Below are 21,396 nucleotides of genomic sequence, written 5' to 3'. Positions count from 1 at the left end.
TATATCGACTCTATATATATTAAATAATTTATTTTTATTTAGCATAGTATATTTTTTCTTGTCAATTAATATTTTCTATATTAAATTATATTGACTAAAATATAATCAAATTGATTTAAAAATTATATTAAAAGAAGATACTATTTATATAATAAAAAATAGCACTCCCCTAAATAGGAAATGCTCATTTCTTAAGATTATTTTTGATTTTCTAGTATATCATTTAAGGCATCATATGTGAAATTTATTATTTCACCACAGCTTACTTTATTTTTTTTCAATGAAGCACATATTTCTGTACTGTATTTGTCCCTTACTTTATTCATTAATTCTCTTGAATACTTTCTTGCTATATTTTCATCTAAATTATTATTTCGTCCATTTAGATACCCTATTATAACAACTGCTGCATTTACAGCTCCACAAACACTCCCTACAGTAATTCCAACCCCCATACCACTTCCTATTGAAATTGGTATATCTGTTTCATGTTCTTCATTATAAGATTTTATTAATGCTTCTGCACAAGTGTATCCTTGGTTATGATATATTGATGGTCTTGTCATTTTTATACTTCCTTTCAATTTTTATTTTAACTTATAATACTTTTTCATTTGTAGAATCATCTTTGTTATATCTTAATATTATATATTTTTATTATATCCTAAATTTACTTTTATTTCTGTGACTTAGTCACATACTCTATCTTTATACCTCATTAAGACTTAATTTAATAAAAAATAAATTTAGAACTTAAATAAAAGCAATCTTATAAGTATTACTTTTTAAATTTAATCCACTGTACATTTTGCCTATCTTTGTACTTTATCTATCTTTAAAAACAATCTCTATAAATAATACATATAAACATTTATATTACTATATCTTACCTATATACTTAATTTTGATATTTATTACATTAAATTCTGAAACATTTATTATGCTTTATTAAATTAAGTAATGCATTAATGGGTTTAATTCTTTGTATTTAAACAAAAGATTTGCTAAAATAAAAATAAGCAATAATACATAAATTAAACCCTAAGGAGGTTAGCAAATTGAAAAAAATACTTATAACAGGTGCATTAGGACAAATAGGCTCAGAATTAACAATCAAGCTAAGAAATGAATATGGAGAACAAAATGTAATTGCTAGCTCAAGAAGAATAAAAGAAGGAAATCCTGTATGTGAATCTGGTATATTTGAAATATTAGATGTCACAGATAAAAATCGATTCTTTGAAATCGCAAAAAAGTATGATGTAGATACTATAATTCATCTAGCTTCTCTGCTTTCTGCAGTTGCAGAAAGTAAACATTTAGAAGCTTGGAATTTAAATATGAATGGATTGATAAATGGTCTTGAAGTAGCTAGAGAATTGAATTGTAAGTTTTTTACACCTAGTTCAATAGCTGCATTTGGTGAAAATTCGCCAAAAAACATGACTCCTCAAGATACACTACAAAGACCTAATACTATGTATGGTGTCACTAAAGTTTCTGGTGAATTACTATGTGATTATTATCATTCAAAATTTGGAGTGGATACTAGAGGAGTTAGATTTCCTGGCCTTATTTCTTACGTTACTCCTCCTGGTGGTGGAACTACAGATTATGCAGTTGATATATATTATGAAGCATTAAAAAATAAAAAATATAAATCTTACATAGCAAAAGGTACAAAAATGGATATGATGTACATGCCTGATGCCATTCAATCTATAGTAGATTTAATAGAAGCTCCAGCCGAAAAACTTATTCATAGAAATGCTTTTAATATCACCGCTATGAGTTTTGCTCCTGAAGAAATAGCTGATTCTATAAAAAAATATATACCTGATTTTACAATAGAGTATGATGTAGACCCTGTAAGACAAGGTATAGCTGATTCTTGGCCTAATTCATTAGATAGTAGCAGTGCTGTAAATGAATGGAATTTTAAAGCTAATTATGATTTAGATAAAATGACTAAGGATATGCTAGAAAAATTATCAGAAAAAGGAATTGGCAAATAACAAATTAAGAATTTAGTACCAAAAAATTCAGAGAATAAAACATCTTATCTTTATGATTCTATTTTATAAATCTTCACTTTTATATAGCTTTTATTCTCTGAAAATATAAAAGTTTTTACTTTTAACATACAACAAACTATTATTTATAAGCATATTAGTAGTTTTCTAATATGGATTAATCATATAAAAATAAACAGAAAGGAAAAAGCTACTATTGCAAGTATAATAAAAAAACTTAATCAAATTTTACTATACTTTGCATATTATAATACAAGTAGCAGGTGTTAATGTTGCTAAATTTAAGAGAAATTAGAGAAGAAATAATTAAAGAATATATAGGGAATAATTTAATCTCTGAACTTACAGAAGAGTTAAAGAATATTCTTATAGCTGATTTAAAATCTAACCCATTTAAAAGTAATATTGAACTCAGTATAATACCCGCAAATATAGAAATATTTAAAAAAATAGAAACTAAATTGATAGAAGCTAAAGTTAATCTAAAAATAGGTTGGGAAAGAATACTTATAAATTCTATCTTAAAAGATTCCTTTGATTTAAATTACGAAATAAATAAAAGTTGTAATGAGCCTTTGATGTTCAGAATCATTATATCGATTGATTCTTATGACGCTTAATCTCATTAAATAAATATCTATGAGGATGTGCTTTTAATTTATGAAATACAAGTTATTTATAGACTTTGAATTTAATATATTAGATGATAATAAATACAAGCTAGAATATAGTGGAGCTGAGTTGATTTCCATAGGTTGTGTTTTGGTAGATAATGACTTTAATATAGTTGATGATTATTATTCTTTAGTTAAACCAAAATACAATGAATTACTTTCATCTAAATGTAAAAAACTCACTAAATTAAACCAGTTAGAAATTGATAATGCTCATAATCTTTTATATGTTATGGATGATTTTTGCAAATGGTTTAAAAAATTTAGTGATGTTACAATATATAATTGGGGTAATTTTGATATTGCTGGTCTTCTAAATTCCTTTAGAGTATATAAATATACGGGTATCTGCTTAGAGTTATTCAATATGATGATTGATATTCAACCTTTTATATCTCAGCATATTACATACAAAAATAGAATCTTATCTAAGCAACTATCTTTACTAAATATGAAAAAGATTTTTTCTGTAGAGGGAGAAATTAAACATAATTCACTTTCAGATGCTATGGATTTAATGAATGTATGTAAATGTTTTTACCTTAACTATCCTAAAGATACTAATATACTTGAAGAATTATACAATAAACTGCCTCCTATTAAAAATCCTTTATATTGTATTCCCTACTTTGAGGATGAAAATTTTGAACTTAAATTTGACAAGACTCCAGAGGATATAATAATGCATCTTAAACAAATATTCAATATATTAAATATAAGTAAAAAAGACATTTATTTTAAAAAAAGAAGTGTATTAGTAAATAATTCTAAAATTATCAGCTTTAAAAACTTATCTTCTTCTTTTAAATTAATAAAGCTCAATGAATTTGAAGAATACCCTGATTTTGTATTGAAATTAGGGGATAAAAAGAATTTTGTTGAATCTGTAGTTAAGATAAATAAAAGTAATAGAAAATCTATAAAAAATTTAATATTGAGACTATCAAGAGTACCTTAAATAATTGAATTCAATTGTTTAAGGTATTTTTTATAATCTGAATTAATTTTTTTATATAGGATATACTAACTTAGTGTAAATATTTTTTAAAGGAGTAATTGATAGATATGACAGTTGTATTAATAAGAAGTATTATATTATACATAACAGTGTTGATTGCACTTAGAGTCATGGGAAAAGGTGAAATCGCTGAGATGAACTGTTTTGACTTGGTCATAACACTTTTAATTGCAGAAGTTGCATCCGTCCCAATGGAAAATAATAATATACCAATTATAAATGGCGTTGCAGCAATAACTGGCCTTGTAATTATGCAGACTCTAATTTCATTTTTATCCTTAAAAAGTAGAAAATTAAGTTCATTTTTATCAGGTAAACCTTCTGTCTTAATTGACAAAGGAAAGATTGTATATAATGAACTTAAAAAAGAAAGAGTTAGTATAGATGAGTTGTTAGAGCAATTGAGAATTCAAGGCTACTTCAACCTAAAAGATGTACAATATGCTATTTTAGAGACTGATGGTAATTTAAGTGTAGTTCCAGCATCAAGTTACAATAGTACTCCTCCAAGAGCTTTTAATCATTTGCCAATTCCACTTATATTGGATGGTAAAATAATAAATAAAAATCTTGATATGGCTGAAAAAGATACTAACTGGTTAATGGGTATCTTAAAGTCTAACCACATAGAAACTTTTAAAGATGTTCTTATTTGTGTTTTAGATGAAAATGACAAAATATTTATTCAAAATAAGAAGGGTGATTAATATTGAAATCTGCAACATTTGTTATACTATGGGCTGTTTTATTTATGCTATTTGGATTTTATGTTAATAATAAATTATATGATTTTACAGAGGACTATAAAAGTAATATGTCTATCTTAGAAAAATCTATAGTAGATGAAGATTGGGAAAAAGCTCAAAAAGAAGCTGATTCTATATCTACTAGATGGTCTAAAGAAAGAAATCATTGGTATAAAGTTTTAAATCATGAATACTTTGATGAAATAGGTCTAAAATTTAATATTCTTGATAAGGCAATTTATACTGAAAATAAATTAAAATCTTTAGAAGAAGTTGAAAGTATAAAAACATATTTAGGAAATATTGTTGAAAGTGTTAAGTTCGATATAAATTATATATTTTAACAATCACAAGTAAGGATATAGATAAAGTAATAATTCTATATCCTTTTTCTACATTCAAAATATAATCAACTTTGCAATAATCTAGTTGCTATTTTTTATCCTATTTTACAATTTTCCATATTTGTTTACTTATATTTTACTATTATCAGAATAAATTTTTAGAGCTTCTCCAATGAATTTAGATGCCCCTTTACCATATTTCTTATCATTTACTTGTATATAAATAGAATTTTGTAAATAAAGTTCTGCTAAATAATCTAAATTATTCTCTCCTTCATCTATCTTGTAAAATTCATTACTTCTGTTAGTTTCATACACTATATCTTCAACAATATCTTGAATTTCCTTTGAAGATGGATTTTTACTTAAGTCTGCTACAAGTTTTTCATATAACATATTTATTTTGGGCTGTTTATTACCTAAATAATGCTTCAAAACTTCGCCAATAAATTTACATGCTCCATTACCATACTTTTTATCAACTTCTTTTATCCATATGGGATTTAGTAAATAATTTTGTACCATGCCATACCAATTATCATCTCTATACTCCATATTAAAAAGTTCATAATCTTTCTTAGATGTATCTGTTATCTCTTTAGCAATTTCTTGAAGTTCTTTTGATAAAGGATTTTTACTTAAATCTGCTACAAGTCTTTTATACAGTTCTTTTAATTTTGGATGATTGTCCTCCAAACAATCTTTTTTAAATTCATCAAATTGTTCTGCTAAAGTTAATATATCACTATTAAAATTCTTCTTTATAGCCTCAGCATATTTCTCAATACTTCCATATTTTTTTATAGCCATTTTAGCAATTTCATCTTCTTTAGATTTAAACGTCTCAATATGCTCATTATATTTCTCTACACTACCATAAGTTTTGATTATTTTATCTTCATGCTCTATTTTAAATTCCTCTAATACTTTAAAATATTCACTCATGTCAAATCCTTTGAAGTTCACTATATTTTCCCCTTTTAAAGTTTTGTCTATAATTTCTATTAGACTATCCAATCTTTTACGTTTTATAATAAGTAGCTTTTTTTGACTTTCTAGAGCATGCATTTTATCAAAGTATGGGCTTAACATTATATCTTTAACCTCTTTTAAAGGTATCTCAAGTTCTTTAAAAAATAAAATTTGTTGAAGCGTTTCAATAGCTTCATCATCATAAAGCCTATACCCTACTTCTGTAATTTCACTTGGCTTTAATAAGCCTATTTCGTCATAGTAATGTAATGTGCGCACACTTATTCCTGTCAAATCTGAAACTTGTTTTACTGTTCTCATTGCCTCACCTCAAAATTTTATTTTATAGCTACAAATATTAATAAATACTTATATACCTATCAGTATTTATTAATATTTTCAAACTATGTTTTCATATTACAATATGACGTGGTGTTAGGGTCAACACTTTATAAATATATAATTTGATTTTTTGAACTCATTTCATATTTAAATTTTGATTATCTAGCTAATACACTTTTATTAAAAAAGAAATCTTATTCTATATTCATATACCTAACATTAAGTATCCAGCTTTCATTTGTTTCAAAATTTCAGAAAATAGCAAAGAAAGTTTTTCAGTCTCATCAACCTTATTCGATAAATAATCTATTATTATATTAGATATTTTTTCAATTATGATTGAACTTTCTTCAAAAATCTCTGCTACTTGTACCCAACAGTCATTTTTGTATTCAGTTCCAATACACTTAAGCATCTTGCTCATTTTATCAAAACCACCTTTAAATTCAACACTATCTGGTTCTTCAATTCCTTTGATTGCATTTGGAATAGTTGGTACCGTTCCAAAAAGCATAACCATATTAGCTAAAATCCTATCATAGTCATCTTTTTCCAATTCGTGTTTCCATTGTGGCAATTCTTTAATAAACTTTTCAAAACCTTTGTATCCTAAAAAACCTGTAGATGGATTTAAAAACATATCCCGCTTTATAGCAAGTGCTTCTTGGGCAATCTGATATTTATTCTTTGAACTATTCATTCTAACTGTACAAATTGTATTTGCTTTGCTTAATCCAGGATAACTACAATTCATACATTCACATAGTTCATCATAAGAAAGAGAAAGTAACTCAGTTCTCCCACAATCATATAAATATATTCTCTCTGCCATATCATCATACCCTACCATAAGCACATAATGAAAAGGAATATGCTCCTTATGATATAATTTTTCATAATATGGCAGATAATACATATCTAAAGCTCCTAAAACAACTGGATAACCAGAATCAATTTCTGATTTTGCTTTTTTTAAAGCTTGTTCATACTTTTTAAACTCATAGTGTTTATATTCAAAACCAACAATAGGTGCTAAAAATTCATACATTTTTTTGGTTCTTCCATCTCCCAAAGCAACCATTCTCTTTAATTCTTTTTTGTTTGTCCTCAGATAACAAAATGAACCAAAACCTGCTAATAAAAAGAAAAAATCATTTGGCAGAGATTCATCCATTTTATTCATATATATATCTTCTATACCATTCCACATACATTCATAATCATGCGAATGGTGTTTTATTTCAATTATTTTCCTCATTTAATCTACCTCCGTTTATAAATAATTTCATTATGGAATTAATAGTATTTTCATAAATTATATCTTTATAATTTCAAATGATATGCTTACTACCTTCTACTATGCGCAGCTTTTGCATGTAGATTTTTAATTAAACTTAGTATAAACCCTCTTATAATGTGAGAGTCAATAGCAAAATTCAAAAATAAGTATTCATATTGTGTAACTTATAAGAAAATCATACTTTTAATGCTTACAAATAAATAGGAAGTGTTGAAGAAAAATAAGTTTTAAAATTTCTTATATTGTAATAACTAAACTGTTACAAATTGTATAATGTAATAATTTTATATAAATATATAAAAAAGAGTATATAAAAAACTAAAAAACATTTCTTATATACTCTAATAATTTCAATTTACTATATTCTATTATTTACCAGCCTTCATAGCTCTAATTTTCAATGGTAAAGTAAATAAATTAATAAATCCTTCTGCATCTTTATGGTCATAAAGTTCACTATCTCCAAAAGAAGATATTCCTTCATCATAAAGTGCATTTTCAGTAAATATTCCAGCAGGTTTTATGTTACCTTTGTAAAGTTTAACTTTTACTGTTCCTGTAACATTATCTTGAGTTTGTTCCATAAATGCATCTATAGATTCTCTTAATTTACAGTACCATAATCCATTATAAATAAGTTCTCCATATTTGTAAGATACCATTTGCTTAAAGTGTAGTGTATCTTTATCCAAAGTAGCACTTTCTAAAATATTGTGTGCTTCATAAAGAATTGTTCCGCCTGGAGTTTCATATATCCCTCTTGATTTCATACCAACAAGTCTATTCTCAACTATATCTATAACTCCAACTCCATGCTTACAACCAAACTCATTTAATTTATGAATTAGTGCCACTGGAGATAATTCTTCCCCATTTATCTTTTTAGGCACACCTTTTTCAAAATAAACTTCTACATATTCAGCTACATCACATGCATCCTCAGGATCTACACATTGTTTATATACATCCTTTTTGTGTTCATTTTGTAGATGTTCTATGTCTCCACCTTCTGTTGATACATGCCAAAGGTTAGCATCTACTGAATATATTTTAGCTTTAGTTGCTGTTACTTTTATATTGTGTTTCTCAGCATAATCTATAGCATCTTCTCTTGATTTTATATCCCAGATTCTCCAAGGAGCTATAACTTTTATAGTTGGGTCAAGAGCTGCAATTGTAGCTTCAAATCTAACTTGGTCATTACCTTTTCCTGTACATCCATGGCATATATATTTTGCTCCTTCTTTATGAGCAACTTCAACTAATTTTTTAGCTATTATAGGTCTTGCTAAAGAAGTTCCTAATAAGTATTTTCCTTCATATTTTGCTTCTGCTTTTACAGCTTTAAATATAGTTTCAGTCACAAACTCTTCACTTATATCATCTACATAAGCTTTTGATGCTCCACTTTGTAGAGCTTTCTCATAAACATCTTCCATTTTGTCTTCTTGACCTACATTTCCACAAACAGCTATAACTTCTATATCTTCATAATTTTCCTTTAACCAAGGTATTATAATTGATGTATCAAGTCCTCCTGAATATGCTAATACTACTTTTTCCTTCATTGTTAATTCCTCCCAATTTTAAATTATGATTTTTATATTTTTTTATAGAAACTCTTAATATTGAATGACTTTAAAAATGTAGATTCTTATAAAATCATTTTAATACTAAAAAAACCCCTCAGTATTTTTAAATACTAAGAGGCGAAATATCCGCGGTACCACTCTTATTGATAAACTTAGCTAATCAATCAGTAAATGTACAACTACTAAATACACATTAGTAAATAAATATATTAAAAAACGCCTCTTGGAAAAACCAAGAGACGAAATATATCCGCGTTACCACTCTAATTGATAAGATAAACTTATCCACTCTTTCTCTTAAGGCGAGATTACCTACTAACATACTAAATTCAATTAGTATCCTCCAAAGTTCTTTTCACTAATACTTGTTTGCTAAGCTTCCACCATCCTCAGCTCTCTATAAAATACATAAAAGTTACTCTCTTTTTCATCGGATTTAAATATCAAATTTTTTAGATATCTCTTATAGAATATATAATAGTTTATTTTTCCATTTATGTCAACTATATAATTTATTTTCTTTTTAAAATGTTTTCTCTTTAAGCTTACTCATATTTTACTTTCCAAAGACATAGTCCTTTAGCTGGTGCGGTGTCTGATGACTTACTTCTATCTTTCAACTCAAGCATATACTTAATATCTTGTGGTGCTTTTCTTTTAAGACCAACATCTATCAATGCTCCTACTATTATTCTTACCATATTATACAAAAATCCATTTCCCTCTATATATATTTCTACAATATCATCATTTTCTTTTATATTTATTGAGTAAATTTCTCTTACATTAGATTTTTTCTTAGACTTAGAAGAAGCAAAACTAGTAAAATCATGTTCTCCTACTAAGTACTCACTTGCTTTTCTCATTCTATCTAAATCTAATTTTTTACTTATATGCGCAGCATACTTTCTCATAAAAGGACTGTGATATTTATTATTATCAATCTTATATAAATACGTTTTTGATTTTACATTGTATCTTGAGTGAAATCTTTCATCAACTTCCTCAACAGTTTTTACAACTATATCTTCTGGCAGATATTCATATAGATATTTTTGAATTTTATCTACTGAATCCATACAATTTGTTTTAAAGTTTATAACTTGACCTCTTGCATGTGCTCCCATATCAGTTCTCCCAGAACCAGTTATCTCAATGGTTTCATTGGCCATTTTGCTTAAGACAGACTCAAGCTTTTCTTGTATAGTCATGTCATTATCACCTAATTTTTGATAACCTTTATATCTTGAACCATCATATGCTACTATCATTTTTATATTTCTCATCTTAATCCTCTTTCTAAGAATTTATGCCTGTTTAGCAAATTTATTTTTTATATTAAAAATTATTTTTGTTCCAACGTTCTTTTCACTTTCTATTTTCATTACTCCACCATGAAGTTTTACAATTTCATTACTAATTGCAAGACCTAATCCACTTCCAGCCTTATTGTAATCTTCTTGGAAAAATTTATCTAAAACTTTATTTAAATTTTGCTTTTCTATACCTGAACCATTATCTTCAACTGATATAGTCGTTGTATCTTCATCCTGAGAAGCTACAACTTTTATGTAACCACCCTGACTAGTGAATTTAAATGAATTTTGTATTAAATTTATAAGAACTTGTCTTAGTCTATTTTTATCTCCTTGGATATTTTCTATAAATTCATTTTCAAATTCAAATAAAAGTGATATATCTTTTTCAGCTGCTTTAACTTTCAACTGATTTACAACCCCAACAACTAATCCTTCAACATCAACTATATCAACATGAAGCTTTATCCTATCAGAGGAAAGCCTTGAAAAATCCAATAATTCTTCTACCAACTTTATAAGTCTTTCTGTCTCATCTTGTATAATACCTAGACCTAAATCTAACTCTTCTCTAGTTATACTTTCATATCCTAATGTTTCACTCCATCCCTTTATAGATGTAAGAGGAGTTCTCAGCTCATGAGATACAGAAGATATAAATTCTTCTTTCAATTTTTCACTCTTATCAATTTCATGTGCCATATGTTCAAATGTCTGTGCTAAATCACCAATTTCATCATCTACAATCTTCATATTTTCCAATTTTATATTGTAGTTTCCTACTGCTAATTCGTTTGCAAACTTCTTTAGCTCTCTCAACGGTTTTATCAGAGTCTCAGCAAATTTGAGACTTATTAGTATAGCTATAATAAGTATAAATATTCCTGCCAATATAAGCCATGTAGCTTGCTTTAATATGGCGTTATCTATTCCATCTAATGAAACAGTATATCTAACAACACCTTCTATAATATTATTTACTTTGAGTGGTAAGGAGATACTCATGACATGTTCTCCTGTATCTGGTATTTTATAAGTATATGGTGTTAAATTCTTAGTCTTTACATCTCTTAATGCATTATCTACATCTTCATAATTTGCTTTTTCTTTACTTTTAAATCCATATTGGTCCAATATAACATTTTTATTCTTATCTATTATTGAAATCCCAAATTCTGAATTCTTTGTTAATGGTTGTTTATCAAAAATGTTTTTGACTTTTTTCTCAAAACTTGTAGTTTCCATTGTAATAGCATTATATTCATCAGCATATTTTATTTCAGATTCAAGTAGCTGTTTAACAGAATCATAGTAATAGTTTTGTATATAAAACATGAATAGCCCTTCAAACAGAGTTACCATTATAATAATTATTATAAAATAGTTTTTTATTACTTTTTTTCTCAGACCTTCAAAATGTAACACTATTATTCTTCCTTTCTAAAACAGTATCCATAACCCCAAATAGTTTGTATATATTTTGGTTTTGATGGGTCATCTTCTATTTTATTTCTTATCCTTCTTATATTTACATCTACTATTTTAAAATCATACAAATAATTAGTTCCCCATACCTCATCTAATATCTGATCTCTACTTAATGATTGTTTAGCATTTGATATCAGATATTTTACTATTGAAAATTCTGTTGGAGTAAGTTCAATCTCTTTACCATTCTTAAATAATTTTCTTTTATCTATATCAAGTATAAATGGTGGTGAGACTATTTCACTTGACTTAACATTTGAATCATCTTTTGCAACTCTTCTAAGAAGAGCAGAAACCCTGACTAAAAGCTCCTTTATACTAAATGGTTTTATGATGTAATCATCTGCTCCTGAAATAAATCCTTCTATTTTATCATCTTCTTGAGCTTTTGCAGTAAGCATTATTATACCAACTTGATCAAAATTTTCCCTTATAAATTTACAAACCTCTATTCCACTTATATCTGGAAGCATTACATCTAAAAGAGCTATTGTAATGTCACTTTCTGTTGTCATTTTTTCTATAGCTTCTCTACCTGTACCCGCTTCAACTATTTCATAGCCTTCTCTTTTTAAGTTTATACTGACAAAACTTCTAATTCCAATTTCATCTTCTAGTATAAGTATTTTTTCCTTCATAAAATAAAACCTCCAATTGAGTATAATATTAACCATATATTAATGAGAAATACTCTTTTAATGCGTCTATAGTAATATCTAGCTTATCCATTTCATTTGCATCATTTATAACTAGTAAAAAAGTATATTCATCACTTTCTTGAAGTACAATAGAATTTTGTGTATTTGCACTTTTTCTATCTTCAAGTTTATTTTTACTCTCTACTACTATATTAAATAAATTCTTACGTTCTGAATAATCAAAATAGTAAAATTTAAATACTGCTTTTTCACCAACAAACTCTTGTTCAACAATTATTTTATCCACTAAATTATTTTGCATAAATAACCTAAAATTGTATTTATAATTATAGTATATCTGGCTTATAAATATTAATTTTGAATTAGAACCTTCTTTCCCATTCCATCTGTACCAACTTATATTAGCAGATGCTTTAGAGGTATAGGTATTTCTATTTCCACCAGCAACTATAGGTATCTCTATAATTTTATCTTTATCAACATCATCAACAGGTATGTAGTAAGGTTTAGTAATAGTTTTATCATAATCACTAAATACTTTTTGAATTTTATCATTTTTCATATATAATATCTGTGTGATATAATTATTTTCCTTTAACATGGGAATATCAAGTACAACACCTTTGATGGATGCCGATGAGTTTCCAACAGATGAAGCAACATTACCTAGAGTTATATATAACTCATTTAGATTTTTTACATTTTCAAATTTGACATAATCCTTAACCTTCATAGTTCCATCAAAATTTGCAACAGTTGCAAACATCTCATTAGTTTTATTATTCAAATGAAGCATTAATATATCTATCTTGTCATCTCCATCTATATAACCAATCTTTACTTTTATATCGTTAAAATCTTCTTTATTTTGAATCCAAGAAGCATCTAAATCGTATACTTTTGTGATTTCATTATCCCTTACTTTGTATATATGCATATTAGTTTTATCTTTGGATTTAACAAGTAAAATAACTTCCTTATATCCATCTGAATCCAAATCATAGAAATTAGCATATTCTATTGATTCTCCATTTTCTAAATAATGGTCTCCTAGTACATATTTTTCACCATTGTAACTTAAGGTTACAAAACCTACTTTATTAACATTATTACTTAAATCTTCTTTTTGCTCAAATACTACTAATTCATCAACTCCATCACTATTTAAATCTACCTTATTTATTTTTCCTACCTCTTTTGTATTAGAAGGCAATATCATAGATGAGTCTGGTTTTAGTAGCTGATCTATACCATCGTACAATACTTTTTTTGTATCATCATAGTCAGGTATCTTTGCCAATTGCTCTGGAGATTCAGTTTTAACATTACATCCAGTAACAAATAACATCATTAAGCCTGATACAATAATAAGTTTTAATAACTTCATTTAACTCCTCCTAATCCTACAATCTTAAATTTTTCTCGCAAAAATCTCCTCACAATAGTTAGACGTTTCAAATCCTCATAAGGTTTTACTTATTTTAACAAAACTTTATTATTTTGATAAAACTTATGATAAATATAAAATCTAATTATTATTTCTAGGAGGTTTAGGCCCTGGATATTGGAAAAAGTTAGTTTTTAGCATACCATTATATAGTTTTCTCTTTTTAGCTGCTTTTTGTCCAAATTCATATTCAAATTCTTCATAAGAAGTTATCAGATAATATGACCAATTTTTTAACTTTCTAAATGCATAACCAAGCTCTTTATATAATTGTTTAACACTATCCTTATCTTCTAATCGTTCTCCATAAGGTGGATTGGTAACTATAAATCCAAATTCTTCTTCACTTTTAAACTCAGTTGCATCTCCTACATTAAATTCTATATATTCATCTACACCTGCTATTTCTGCATTTTCTTGAGCTATATCTATACATTCTGCATCTATATCATATCCATAAATTTTAAATTTAGATTCATTGTCTATTTTATTAAAAGCATCTTTTCTTACATCCCACCAAATCTTTTTATCAAGTGTTCTCCATTTTTCTGATATAAATTCTCTATTTAAGCCAGGCGCCATATTTATACCTATCATGGCTGCTTCAATTAATATAGTACCAGAACCACACATAGGGTCTACTAAAGTCCTACCTGCTTTCCAAGGAGTTAAGTAGATAAGTCCAGAAGCTAAAGTTTCTCTTATTGGAGCTTTATTTGCTTTTTCTCTATATCCTCTTTTATGTAGAGCATCTCCAGTTGTGTCTATTGAAAGAGTTACTTTATCTTTGTGTATAAATACAAATATAGGGTATTTTTCTTTATCTTCTTTAAGCAAACCATCCTCTAAATAACTTTTCTTTAAGCTTTCTACAATAGCTTTTTTTACTATAGCTTGTACATCTGGTGTACTGTATAATTTTGATTTTATAGAAGAAGCCTTTGAAATAGGAAATTGCGCTCCATAAGGTATATATTTAGACCAGTTTATCCTTTTTGTATTTTCAAATAATTCATCAAAGCTTTTTGCTTCAAATTCAGCAATCTTAAGATGTACTCTTTCTGCACATCTCAACCACATATTTGATTTTGCTATTCCAAATTCATCAGTCTTATATGTTATTCTTCCATCTTCTGTTTTTATTATTTCATATCCCAAATTAGTAATTTCTCTAGCCAACATTTTCTCCATTCCAAAAAAACATGGCGATATTAGTGTATAGTTTTTCATAAAACCTCCTGTTTCTTATATTAATTATAACGATTATTTATTTTTTAACCTATTTACATATTTAAATTCATACTTCCCATTTGATATCCTGACATATCTAGTGTAACATATTTAAAGCCAAATTCTTTTAATTTAGTGTCAACTTTACTAAAATTGTTATTTTCAAAAAATTTACCTAATTCTTCCTGGTTAACTTCTATTCTAGCTATATTTCCATGCATTCTTACTCTAAATTGAGAAAATCCCAAGTCGGATAAATATTCTTCACTTTTTTCTATTATCCTAAGCTTTTCATCTGTAATTTCAACACCATAAGGAATTCTGCTTGCCAGACATGCAAATGATGGTTTATTAAAAGTTTCTAACTTCATATTTCTTGAAAGTAACCTAATTTCATCTTTCTTTAATCCACTTTCTTTTAATGGACTAATTACTTCTAATTCATTTAGTGCTTTAAGACCTGGTCTATAGTCTCCTAAATCATCTACATTGGTTCCATCTACTATGTACTTTATATTATGTTCCTTTGCGACCTCTTTTATTTTAGTAAATATATATTTTTTACAATGATAACATCTTTCAGCACCATTTTCTTTGAATTCCTTTAAATCAAAATCTTCTATTTTTAATATAATATGTTTAACTCCAAAATCCTTAGTATATTGTTTTGCTTCTTCTATTTCTCTATTTGAGTGCATCATTGCATGAACAGTTACAGCTATAACATTATCTCCTAATGTATCTCTTGCTACTTTAAGTAAGAAATTACTGTCAACTCCACCTGAATAAGCAACTGCCACACTTTCTAACCCAATCAAATTTTCTCTTAATTTTTCTAGCTTTTCTCTTTCCTTCATTAAATCTACCTCCATATCAAGAAAATATGAACTCTAAAACTATTCTTATTTTTTACATACTTAATGATTATAACATATAAAGTATATATTTTAAAAATTAGAATGTCTTTTAAGTATATTAATTATAATATTAAAGTACTTTTATTTATATCTTTATAATTTAAGCATATTACTGTACTACACTATATAAAAACAAAACAGTGTAATACAGCAATATACTTAAAAGCCATGAAGTGTAAGTAGCCTGTCTTCATGGCTAAGTTCACGATTTTATTATCATATAATTACTCTTCTTAGTAATATAATTGTAAATTACAAAAAGATACTATCATTAGAAATGTTCTAAAAACTTAAACTTAATACTTATAGTTTACACAGTTCTATATCAATCCCACCAAAAAAGCCATATAGTAGAACCTTGTATTACCTCTTTTAGAGCTCTTAATGTCTCATATCCTTGTACAATAATATCTTCACAGTACAAGATTAATTCTATGCATAAGTTATTAAACATTTTATTATCGCTAGTTATATTTTTTGAAAAATATTGAACTGTGTCACATCCAATTGCTATCGGGTATGCTCCATAGTTTTCGTACCAATATTTTGCAACTGCTATATGCTCTTCATCACTAGGACAATCGTTAAATCCACCAATTGGTATATATGCAAATACTTCGTAAGGTTTAGTTGTTGGGACTTTAGCTATGTAAACTTTGTTATTTTCTTGAAATATATCTATATTTGTAATTGGGTTAAAACTTTTATAGTCACAAAAAGTATCTTCTGAATCTATGAGTTCTTTTATCATCTCTGAAATTTCACTCTTCCTATACTTGAAAAATTCATTTACATCAATTTCATTATATTTTTTCAGACAATACTCTTTGTAGTTCTCAAGAGATCCATACTCTTTATTAATAATATCGATGTTTTCTTTTAGCAATCCTACCTTTTCATCGATAATTATAATTGGTGTATACCCTTTTTCTTTTCCATCTTCTATCATCGTCTCTAATAAATTGTCAATATCAATATCATTGTTCACAGGAACACATTCAAAACCATATAAATCTTCAATACCCATATTTATCTCCTATTCTTTTTAGATTTAATTCTTTTGAAAGTTTTCTTTTTTTGTTGTCAAATTTTTAAATACTATTATTATTTGTAAAACTATAAGTAGAGGTATAATTCGTAAAAAACATTCATATCAAATAAATTTTTCATTTAATTTTTTGTATAAATATAATGTTTTTTATGACAATATCCTCATATAAATATAATATCACAAAACAAATGTTCATGGTTAATAATAAGTAATTTTGTAATAATTCGTTGTAATATTATGTTATTTTAAATAAAATAAATGATATAATTTGTATAAGAAAGGTCATGTTTATTCACATTAAATTTATTTGAGACAAATTTAATGTGGATATTTTTTTAATAGTAACAAATATCCACAAAATAATAAATAATATTATATTTTATTAGACTTTATGTATAGTATAAATTCTAAAAAATCACATGCCAGTTTGCAAGAATTAACAGATTAAAATCAAGATTTAGATTTAATAGTACTTTTATGTAAAAAGATATGTATTTATTTAATATATTAAACTCAGAAAGTACAAGATTCTTCTATCTAATAGTTAATAATTCTATTGATGTGGTTTTAATCTCAATGCTAAATACTAAAAATACTTAAATTTATAGGTGTATCAATTAAAAATTTTAACTAATACACCCATTGATTTCTATTCTTCCTTTAATAAAATATCTTTCCATACATCTTCTTTAAACCCTAACAGTACATTTTTACCATCAAATAGTAGTGGTCTTTTAATAAGCATACCATCACTTACTAATATTTCTAGAAGTTTATCATCTTGCTCAGTCTTTACTACATCTTTAAGACCTAATTCTCTATATTTCATTCCACTTGTATTAAAAAATTTTTTTATATCATACCCACTAATATTATAAATTGACTCTAATTCATCCTTAGTTGGTGGATTTTGAACCATGTCTATATCCTCAAATTTTAAATTATTTTCTTTAAGCCAATTTTTTGCTTTTTTAACTGTAGAACATTTTGTATATCCATATAATTTAATCATTGTAGTAAAACTTCCTTTCTAGTTTTTTATCTTAATATTTATATGCTTATACCCATAATTTGTATATTTTAATCAATTTGTATCATAATTACTCTAAGCTTTCAATAAAATTCTTGAATTTTTATACAATTAAAAGCCATGACAATTTAAAGTCACGACTTTTTTACTACGTTGTTAAATTGAAATTTAGCTACTCTATATTATGCTTATTAGTTGTAGGTTTTTTGTTTTAACTATGTACTCAAATACCAAGTATACCCATACCTATCAAGCACTTCAGCACCACCATCACTTTGATCTGGTGGTGGGTGTGGTAAAAATCCTTGCACAAGCGTACCGCCCTCGGCAAGTTTTACAGATATTTCTTCTATCACTTCTCGAGACGGTAGCACAACACAAATCGCCATTCCAGAAATTACAACAGGCTGGTTTGTATCGGCCCCCATTATACAACCTTCATATTTTGTGAAAGTAACACTTGCGTGCATAACAGGATTGCTTGGGTTGTTATCTAATCGTGCAAACAGAGTTTTTCCACCTCCGAAAGCCTCAGCATAAAAGTTAAATGCTTTTTCACAGGTCCCATTAAATGTTAAATATGGAGTTAGCATGGTCAATATCTCCTCCTTGATACAAAATATAAATTTTATATAATTATACATTAAAATTTATATTTTTCATTGTAAAAATCAGACAAACAATCCTTATTTTTTTATAAAATTTTAATACAAATTTCATTTATAAAAATTTAAACAATTTTTTCTTTTATTTGAATATCCTCAACTATACCATCTTTTATACTTATAATCTTATCTGCAACACTATTTGAAAATACAACATCATGTGTAATTATCAGTATAGTCATTCCCTTATCTTTAAGCCTATTCATTATATTTACTACTTTTTGAATAGTATCAATATCAAGTGCAGAAGTAGGCTCATCAAAACAGAGAACTTTTGGCATTAATGCACAAGACCTAGCTATTGCAACTCTTTGTTGCTGTCCTCCTGACAACTCAAATGGATAGGAATTCAATTTATCTTCCAAATCAACTAGTCTCAAAAGTTCTTTAGCTCTATTTTCAGCTTCCTCTCTAGGAACCTTAAAAACATTAACTGGAGATTCAATTATATTTTCAAGTACTGTCATATGAGGAAATAGATTGAAGTTTTGAAAGACCATACCTATTTTACCACGTATTTTTGCCATGTCTTTCTTATTTTTTATTATTTCATTATCTATTATAATTTCTCCACTATCAAATTCTTCAAGACCATTTATACATCTTAATATTGTAGTCTTTCCTGCACCAGATTTGCCAAGTAAGACACCAATCTGACCTTCTTCTAGTTCAAAAGAAATATCTTTAAGTACTTTATTTTTTTTAAATGATTTATTTAAATTACTGATTTTCAACATATGAAAAACCTCCTCCTATAATTATTGTAGCTTTATCTGTAATAAGAATATTTTTTTTCAAGTAATTCAAATCCCTTAGTGAGTATAGCTACAAATATAAGATATATTGCTCCTGCCTCAAATAGTGGTAACAAACTTGCTTCTCTATTCATTGCTATTTGAGATATTCTTAAAATATCATTTAATCCTAATATATATACTAAAGATGTATCTTTTACCAATGTAATTACTTCATTTGAAATAGGTGCTAGTATTCTTTTAAAAACTTGTGGAAATATGATTCTCTTGTACATCGTAAATTTATCAAACCCTAGTACTTTTGAAGCTTCATATTGACCTCTATCTATTGATTGTATTCCACCTCTAAATATTTCTGCAAAGTATGCTGCATAATTTAAGAAGAAAGCTACTATTCCAGCTGTAAATCTGTCAAACACAATTCCTATAAGAGGTAAACCATAGAATATTACTATCATTTGTAAAAGTAAAGGTGTTCCTCTCATTATTAATATATAACATTGTGTAATACCACTTATTAATTTATTTTTTGATAATCTTAAAAATGCAACTCCAATCCCCAATGGAATTGATACTATCAATGTTATACAAAACATTGCTATAACTATTTCTAAACCTTGTAACATGCCTTTAGTGCCCCCTTCTTAACAGCTAACTTATCTTTTATTTAAACCACTTATCATAAATTTTGTCAAAAGCTCCATCTTTTTTCATTTCTTGTAATGTTTCATTTATTTTCTTACAAAGTTCTGGATTTTCTTTAGATGTTGCTACAACATAATCTTCTAATCCAAAATCTTCTTTTAATACTTTATATTTATCTTCACCTTTTTGTCCCATATAGTATCTAATTAAAACTTCATCACCAACAACTGCACTAGTTCTACCTATTTCTAAGTCTCTAAGTGCTTTATCATAAGTATCATAAAGAACTGGAGCTCCACCCTTTAAGCTATTCATAAAATCTTTATCTTTTTCTACTGCATCAAGAGCTGTTGAACCTTGTTGAGTTCCAACTTCTTTATCTTTTAAATCAGCTTTTGTATTTACTTTTGAATCACTTAAAGTAACTATTATTTGTTTATTTTGTAAATAAGGTTCTGTATATGATACTATTTTCTTTCTCTCATCTGTTATAGAATATCCATTCCATAATACATCTACAGTTTTTGAATCGTTTAACTCTGTTTCTTTCATTGACCAATCTATTGGTTGAAATTTAACTTCCATTCCAAGTCTCTTAAATGTCTCTTTTGCTAAATCAACATCAAATCCCACTGTTTCTCCTTTTTCATCTAAAAATCCCATTGGTACAAATGTATTATCAAATCCTACAATTACCTCTTTTTTTGATGTATTTGAAGTATTTTTATCCTTTTCATTATCTGATTTTGAACAACCTGCCATTCCACTTACTAAACCTAACATAATTGTAAATAATCCTAATTTTTTTAATATATTTTTCATAATATTCTCCCTCATCTTTTAAATTTTTAAATATTTTGATTATTTTAGAAAAAATGTATCTGTTGCAATATAATTTTCTGCGCGCTTAAAAAATTATATTAAAAAACTCCCGTCTCTAGCTATTGCTAGAGGACGGGAGTTAAATCTCGTGGTTCCACCTCTGTTCATTAATGCCTCACGACACTAACCTCTTTAAGTACAATAAAATTATACTCTAGCACTATAACGGGTGCAAGGATACCGGAAAGCTCCTAATAAAGTATTTTTACTCTTTCAGAGTCCTGCTCAAAGATGTGTTCAAAGTAAAATCTATTGCTCCTCTCACCAATCGGAAACTCTCTGTTTAAGAT

The 21,396-nt window shown here is 26.9% G+C and carries 21 protein-coding genes and 2 other annotated features (1 of these 23 only partly in view); of the genes, 5 read left to right on the top strand and 16 right to left on the bottom strand.

All coding sequences use genetic code 11. The features are described 5' to 3' along the window. Positions 1–197: 197 nt before the first annotated feature. The gene (locus tag KGF48_RS07790; RefSeq protein WP_227840564.1) at positions 198–566 is read right to left on the bottom strand and encodes a C-GCAxxG-C-C family (seleno)protein; all 369 of its coding nucleotides are present in this window, start codon (positions 564–566) and stop codon (positions 198–200) included. A gap of 492 nt (positions 567–1,058) precedes the next feature. On the opposite strand from KGF48_RS07790, the gene KGF48_RS07785 reads away from it, so the two are divergent. From KGF48_RS07785 to KGF48_RS07765, 5 genes are all read left to right on the top strand, one after another. Continuing rightward, positions 1,059–2,015 (top strand): L-threonine 3-dehydrogenase, encoded by a 957-nt coding sequence (locus KGF48_RS07785; RefSeq protein ID WP_227840565.1) that lies wholly within the window; start codon positions 1,059–1,061, stop codon positions 2,013–2,015. A gap of 287 nt (positions 2,016–2,302) precedes the next feature. Next, on the top strand, positions 2,303–2,653 hold the full coding sequence (locus tag KGF48_RS07780) for a hypothetical protein (RefSeq protein ID WP_227828520.1): 351 nt from the start codon (positions 2,303–2,305) through the stop codon (positions 2,651–2,653). A 40-nt stretch (positions 2,654–2,693) separates the two neighbouring features. After that, positions 2,694–3,665 carry a 3'-5' exonuclease gene (locus tag KGF48_RS07775; RefSeq protein WP_227828519.1) on the top strand — a complete coding sequence of 324 codons (972 nt, stop codon included), beginning with the start codon at positions 2,694–2,696 and terminating at the stop codon, positions 3,663–3,665. A gap of 107 nt (positions 3,666–3,772) precedes the next feature. Continuing rightward, a complete protein-coding gene (locus KGF48_RS07770; RefSeq protein ID WP_227828518.1) occupies positions 3,773–4,432 on the top strand; it encodes a DUF421 domain-containing protein in 660 nt (219 codons plus the stop codon). 2 nt (positions 4,433–4,434) lie between these two features. Continuing rightward, a complete protein-coding gene (locus KGF48_RS07765; RefSeq protein WP_227828517.1) occupies positions 4,435–4,815 on the top strand; it encodes a DUF4363 family protein in 381 nt (126 codons plus the stop codon). 129 nt (positions 4,816–4,944) lie between these two features. Here the strand turns inward: KGF48_RS07765 and KGF48_RS07760 are convergent, their stop codons facing one another. The 15 genes from KGF48_RS07760 to KGF48_RS07690 all read right to left on the bottom strand — a co-directional run bounded on the left by KGF48_RS07760 (position 4,945) and on the right by KGF48_RS07690 (position 21,046). Then, entirely contained in the window at positions 4,945–6,108 is a 1,164-nt protein-coding gene (locus KGF48_RS07760) for a MerR family transcriptional regulator (protein ID WP_227867890.1), read from the bottom strand. Positions 6,109–6,334: 226 nt separating this feature from the next. Beyond that, the gene (locus tag KGF48_RS07755) at positions 6,335–7,387 is read right to left on the bottom strand and encodes a BtrH N-terminal domain-containing protein (RefSeq protein ID WP_227840566.1); all 1,053 of its coding nucleotides are present in this window, start codon (positions 7,385–7,387) and stop codon (positions 6,335–6,337) included. Positions 7,388–7,797: 410 nt separating this feature from the next. Then, positions 7,798–8,997, bottom strand: coding sequence for an argininosuccinate synthase (locus tag KGF48_RS07750; RefSeq protein WP_227840567.1), 1,200 nt, complete (start codon positions 8,995–8,997; stop codon positions 7,798–7,800). 256 nt (positions 8,998–9,253) lie between these two features. Continuing rightward, positions 9,254–9,461: a binding site (T-box leader), on the bottom strand. A gap of 105 nt (positions 9,462–9,566) precedes the next feature. Beyond that, entirely contained in the window at positions 9,567–10,307 is a 741-nt protein-coding gene (gene truA / locus KGF48_RS07745) for a tRNA pseudouridine(38-40) synthase TruA (protein WP_227828513.1), read from the bottom strand. Between the two features lie 21 nt (positions 10,308–10,328). Next, positions 10,329–11,762: a cell wall metabolism sensor histidine kinase WalK gene (walK, locus tag KGF48_RS07740; protein WP_227828512.1), complete on the bottom strand. Its 1,434-nt coding sequence runs from the start codon at positions 11,760–11,762 to the stop codon at positions 10,329–10,331. 2 nt (positions 11,763–11,764) lie between these two features. Further along, positions 11,765–12,463, bottom strand: coding sequence for a cell wall metabolism DNA-binding response regulator WalR (walR, locus tag KGF48_RS07735; protein WP_021384573.1), 699 nt, complete (start codon positions 12,461–12,463; stop codon positions 11,765–11,767). A 28-nt stretch (positions 12,464–12,491) separates the two neighbouring features. Next, a complete protein-coding gene (locus KGF48_RS07730) occupies positions 12,492–13,871 on the bottom strand; it encodes a hypothetical protein (protein ID WP_227828511.1) in 1,380 nt (459 codons plus the stop codon). 141 nt (positions 13,872–14,012) lie between these two features. Further along, entirely contained in the window at positions 14,013–15,161 is a 1,149-nt protein-coding gene (locus tag KGF48_RS07725; protein WP_227828510.1) for a THUMP domain-containing class I SAM-dependent RNA methyltransferase, read from the bottom strand. A gap of 53 nt (positions 15,162–15,214) precedes the next feature. After that, positions 15,215–16,018 (bottom strand): ATP-dependent sacrificial sulfur transferase LarE, encoded by an 804-nt coding sequence (larE, locus tag KGF48_RS07720; protein WP_227840568.1) that lies wholly within the window; start codon positions 16,016–16,018, stop codon positions 15,215–15,217. Between the two features lie 385 nt (positions 16,019–16,403). Beyond that, positions 16,404–17,105: a DUF4253 domain-containing protein gene (locus KGF48_RS07715; protein WP_227828508.1), complete on the bottom strand. Its 702-nt coding sequence runs from the start codon at positions 17,103–17,105 to the stop codon at positions 16,404–16,406. A gap of 673 nt (positions 17,106–17,778) precedes the next feature. Next, on the bottom strand, positions 17,779–18,141 hold the full coding sequence (locus KGF48_RS07710; protein ID WP_227828507.1) for an arsenate reductase family protein: 363 nt from the start codon (positions 18,139–18,141) through the stop codon (positions 17,779–17,781). A 233-nt stretch (positions 18,142–18,374) separates the two neighbouring features. After that, the gene (locus tag KGF48_RS07705; RefSeq protein ID WP_227828506.1) at positions 18,375–18,752 is read right to left on the bottom strand and encodes a VOC family protein; all 378 of its coding nucleotides are present in this window, start codon (positions 18,750–18,752) and stop codon (positions 18,375–18,377) included. Between the two features lie 137 nt (positions 18,753–18,889). Further along, positions 18,890–19,561: an amino acid ABC transporter ATP-binding protein gene (locus KGF48_RS07700; protein WP_227828505.1), complete on the bottom strand. Its 672-nt coding sequence runs from the start codon at positions 19,559–19,561 to the stop codon at positions 18,890–18,892. Between the two features lie 32 nt (positions 19,562–19,593). Beyond that, positions 19,594–20,205, bottom strand: a complete 612-nt coding sequence (locus KGF48_RS07695; RefSeq protein ID WP_227435933.1) for an amino acid ABC transporter permease — start codon at positions 20,203–20,205, stop codon at positions 19,594–19,596. 37 nt (positions 20,206–20,242) lie between these two features. Continuing rightward, positions 20,243–21,046, bottom strand: coding sequence for an amino acid ABC transporter substrate-binding protein (locus tag KGF48_RS07690; protein ID WP_227840569.1), 804 nt, complete (start codon positions 21,044–21,046; stop codon positions 20,243–20,245). 125 nt (positions 21,047–21,171) lie between these two features. Continuing rightward, positions 21,172–21,396, bottom strand: a binding site (T-box leader) (it continues 35 nt past the right edge of the window).

This window comes from Clostridioides sp. ZZV15-6388 (assembly GCF_020657755.1).
Lineage (GTDB): Bacteria > Bacillota > Clostridia > Peptostreptococcales > Peptostreptococcaceae > Clostridioides.
Note: the sequence above shows the minus strand (reverse complement) of the source record. Positions and strands in the feature narration are given on the sequence as shown.